This window comes from Victivallis sp. (assembly GCF_048170485.1).
Lineage (GTDB): Bacteria > Verrucomicrobiota > Lentisphaeria > Victivallales > Victivallaceae > Victivallis.
Map to the genome: position 1 here is coordinate 1 of NZ_DBEXAY010000098.1, position 4,437 is coordinate 4,437.

Sequence of the window (4,437 nt, forward strand, 5' to 3'; positions counted from 1 at the left end):
CGGCCGCACTCCGTAGAGCTGGGCAAATCCGACCGTTCCGACTCCGGCGGTGCGGGAGAGGATAATCTCTCCATTCCGGAACTCCACCGAGGCGGGGCGGTGCTGGAGGGTGAGCAGCCGGGGAACTTCCGGATTTTGGGAACCGCCCAGAATCAGCAGCCAGTTTTCCGAGAGGTCGCGCCAGTGGAACTGCGCAAGTTCTCCGCTCCCGAGCAGACGGATTCCCTGCCGGGTGGGGATGGCGAGGCGCAGAGGCGCTTTCGCCGCTCCGGAGAGGGGGGCGATCGCCATCCGGGGCGCGTCGGTGTCGATGAGAACTCCGGGGGCCAGCCAGCTGCCGGCAAGTTCCCAGCGGATCTTTCTGCCGTTGAGGCTGTAGGTGTAGCGCCAGCTCCGCGAAGTCCAGTTGATCGAGCGGGGAGTGGACTCCATGCCGACATATTCCGCACCGTCCGGACGGAACCGGAGCATGGTTTTCGAACCGTCCGGATTGACGAAGTAGTTGCGTTCCAGCCGGTCCAGCCGGGCGGTTTCGGCGAGGAGGTCCAGATTGCCGTGCTGCCAGCCGAAGAGGCCGAAGCTCTCCCGGCTCGCTCCCGGCTGCCAGCGGAGCTTGCCCGGTTCCGGAGCGAGAAGTTTGTTCCAGATGGTGCGGCTCAGCTCTTTTTGCGCGCCCTGTTCTGTTCCGGCGGTGCCGGTGCGGCGGAAGGTTTCCGCGGCGGCGTGATTTTTTTCGCCGAACTGCCGGACCGCTTCGGAGAGTTCGGCCGGAATGGTTTCCCCCCGTTCCCGGCGGAACCGGAGTGTGCTTTCCTGCGCCTCCTGCTCACGGAGCAGTTCCGCGAGTTCCCGTCCGGCGGCCAGCTGACTGCTCAGTGCATGGTAGCGGCGGCTCAGCTCCCGGAAGGGGGCGATCTTCTCCCGGTCGGGACGGTTCTCCGCCGTGAGACGGTTGAACCTTTTCGTCAGGACGTCGAATTCCTCCGCCGCGCCCGGAGGCGCGAGGCGCATCTTCTGCAGCGCGGCGAGCTGGTCGGCCAGAAGTTCGAAGCGGAGGCGGGCGTTTTCGGTGTAGTTCCGGATGGTGCCCGCGGGCGACAGAATCAACCGGAGCGATTCGAATTCCAGTTCGCTCTGCGGCAGTTTCCCGTCGGGATCAGGGAAGATGTAGCAGTAGAACCGGGCGGTCCGCTTCGGTCTGGTTTTGAGCCGGGCGAAGTCGATTTGATAGGTGTGGCGCTTGCCATCGGCGATGACGGGGAACTCCAGATCTTCCCGTTCGCCGCTCATCCAGTGAATCCGGAACCGCCCTTTGACCGGCTGTGCGACCGGCCGGGACGGGGTGAGGGTGAAGCGGAGCTCCGCCGCTTCGAGGTCACGGGTATCCATCCGGGCGAGCATTCCGGCACAGGTCCTCAGGTAGACGCCCGTTTTGCGGGGGGCGGCGGGGATGCGCAGCTCCAGAACCTTCTTCGCCCGGTCGGTCCGGATTCCGGAAAAGCCGGCCAGATCGAATCCCTGACCCCGCGCGTCGAGCCGCGGATCGACCTGGAACAGAATCTCTTCCGTTCCGAAAAGTTTCCCGGTTGCGGCAACGGTGCCGAGAAGAAAAAGAAGGATCGTTTTCCGGATTATGTTTTTCTGCACGTTTTTCTCCTTGCCTGAGCCGTTCACGCTCGTTTTGACCTCTTTTTGCGACGATTTTATTATGATGTAAAAACGGCGCAAAAACAAATTATTTCAATGCAAAACAGTGCAAAAAATACGGCAAAAAATGCAAATCCGAAAAGATGCCGGCGGAGAGTGACAGGAAAGCGGAAATCATCGCGGCAATCCGCCGGAGACGGTTCCGGCGGGTTGTCGGGGGAGGGGGAACTGGGGGAAACTGGTAAGACCGCTATGGGGTCCAGGGAAATCTCCGGCATGCGGCCACCCGGAGCTTTTCAAAACAGCTCTCAGTTGCCGCTCCTTTCTTTGATCTCTTCGATCTTCTGGCGGTCCATCAGGGAGATGTTCCCTTCGACGCGGCCGTCGTCGAGCGGATTATCCACCCGCGCGGCAAGGTCGATGAAGAGGCGGCGCAGGTCGACGCAGCCGCCGATCAGCATCCACACGGTCGAGATGATGCCGATGATGCAGGCCGCGATGATGCTGCCGAAGTAGAAGTAGGTGCTCCACCACTCTTCCGGCCAGGGGGAGACGGCGTTCCAGATCACCACCACCACGAACATGAACAGCAGCTGGTAGACGAAGCTGTAGAAGAAGACCGACCAGGCGATGATCTTGTCGCCGCGGGTGTATTCCGGGGTGATGTTGATCAGTTTGCTGAAGAGATTTCGCCAGGTCCAGGCCGAGTGGATCCGCTTTTCCCCGTCGATGCTGTAGATGCCGCGGTGGAGCATCTGATCGAGGTTGTAGGGTTTCCGGAAGGTGATCAGCGAGACGATCACGTAGCAGAGGATTCCGGTCATCATGGCGATGAAGAAGATCTCCATGGAGTTGATCGGGAATTTGAGCGGATCCATCTTCCAGACGATGTAGGGGGCGAAGGGCGAGCTGATCGTCTGAAGCATGTAATCGATCGATTCGCAGTAGCCGAGCCGGTCCAGCCACGGGTAGATGCGTTCCGCCCAGTTCTGCTGCATGATGATGCCGCCGACCGAAACCGCCGCGCCGCCGAACAGCGAGGCGAACGCGCCCGCGGTCGTACCGAACCGGCTGTAGAGACCGCCGATCATCACCGGTCCGGCGCCGCCGCACCAGATGCTGGTCATGATCGTGAGGAACATGTTGATATAGTCCATCTGGGCGAGAAAGATCGAGCCGCAGAGGAAGAAGATCGACACCCCCAGCGAGAGAAACCGCAGATACCAGAGGTGTTCATTCGGGGTGAGCGGTTTTTTCTTGAGCGGCATGATGATATCCTGCACGATGGTGGAGGCGGCGTTGAAGATGCGCGAATCGTCGGTCGAGAGCATCAGCATGACCATCAGCAGGGCGATCAGCCCGATCATACAGCCCGGCAGAATGTTGCGCAGCACCACCGGCATCATCATCTGATAGTAGAGCGTGCGGAATCCCTGATAGGTCGCGTTGCCGTTCTCCTGGGCGGTCAGAATGTCGGCGGCCTTGCTGAGATAGCGGGTGTCGGGGGTGTCCGTGCGGGAGAATTTCTCTCCTTCCGCGAAGACGATCTCCGGCTGGGCGGCGAGGGTGGTCACCACCTGGTTGCGTACGACGTGGTCTTCGACGGTTTCGGCGGCGACCTCGGCGGCGAGTTCGTTGCGGATCGCCTTCGCCTGCGAGGCGAAATCCTTGTGGGCCATCAGCGTGATCATGCCGATGGCGATGATCATGCACATGAGGAAACCGAAGCCGTTCCGCCAGGAGCCGATGATGCCGGCCATCTTCTGTTCGTGTGGACTTTTTCCGCAACCGCTGGTGTCGTTGCCGATCCAGCTGGCGCGATTGAGGATGTTGTTGGTGACGGTGACGACCAGGGCGAAGAGGTTGAAGTCGCGGAGCTGATTGATGTCATACGGATTGAGGAAACTTTCCCCCTCGATGCGGTTGGCCATGATCGGAGCGATCTGCGCGGACCAGGAGAATTCGCCGAGGATGAAGAAGACGAAGATCACGAAAATCGGATAGCTGATCAGCCCCTGGAAGCAGTCGGTGACGATCAGCGAAACCCGTCCGGCCGGCCAGATCACCACCATCGCGAGGATGAGACAGAGGATCAGCACCAGCACGAAGGAGGGGATGGTGATACCGAACACGTTGACCGCGTGCGGCAGACCGAGAAAGTAGATGAAGAACCGGGCCGCGACGGCGGGTCCGATCGCGTTGGTGAGCATTTCGGCGATGGTCCGGAGCGAGGCGGCGAAGATGCGGAAGGGGCGGTTGTAGCGCAGTTCGAGGAACTGGCCCATCGACATTGCCTTGGTTTCGCGAAAACGGTAGAGACAGTATCCGGTGAGCGAGGTGACCAGCGAGATGGGGATGATGATGTTGTTCCAGAAGTTGAGTGCGAAACCGCACTGATACTGCTGTTCGACCATGGCGATGATGGTGATGACGCCCAGCATCGACGAGAGGTCGCCGACCGAGATGACGTATCGCCCGGCGACGCGTCCGGCGGCGAGATAATCCGCCACACCCCGCACGTATTTTCTGGAATAGACGGCGAGCCCGAGGATGCCGATCAGCGGAATCAGCATGACGCACCAGTTGATGAAACTCATGATGACACTCCCTCTGAATATTTGAGTAAAACAGCTGGAAAACGGATATTTTCCGCACCGCAACTGCCCGCCGCGGTTGAAAGGAGCGGTTTGTTTGCCGCTGCGGCTTCTCGAATTGCTCTGGATGCGGGAACCTCCCGTTTTTGTTAAATATATCGATTTTTTATGCAAAATCAATAGAAGAAATGAATAA

2 protein-coding genes are annotated in these 4,437 nt (G+C 59.9%); both read right to left on the reverse strand.

From position 1 onward, the window contains the following. A partial coding sequence (locus tag ACMLHG_RS05255; protein WP_417169797.1) for a hypothetical protein occupies positions 1–1,647 on the reverse strand: 1,647 nt, incomplete at its 3' end. Between the two features lie 308 nt (positions 1,648–1,955). Beyond that, on the reverse strand, positions 1,956–4,244 hold the full coding sequence (locus ACMLHG_RS05260; protein ID WP_417169798.1) for a sodium:panthothenate symporter: 2,289 nt from the start codon (positions 4,242–4,244) through the stop codon (positions 1,956–1,958). Positions 4,245–4,437 lie beyond the last annotated feature (193 nt).

Bases quoted from the DNA above. Each gene is read 5' to 3' on its own strand.
- ACMLHG_RS05260 (WP_417169798.1), bottom strand. From the start codon at position 4,244: ATGAGTTTCATCAACTGGTGCGTCATGCTGATTCCGCTGATCGGCATC.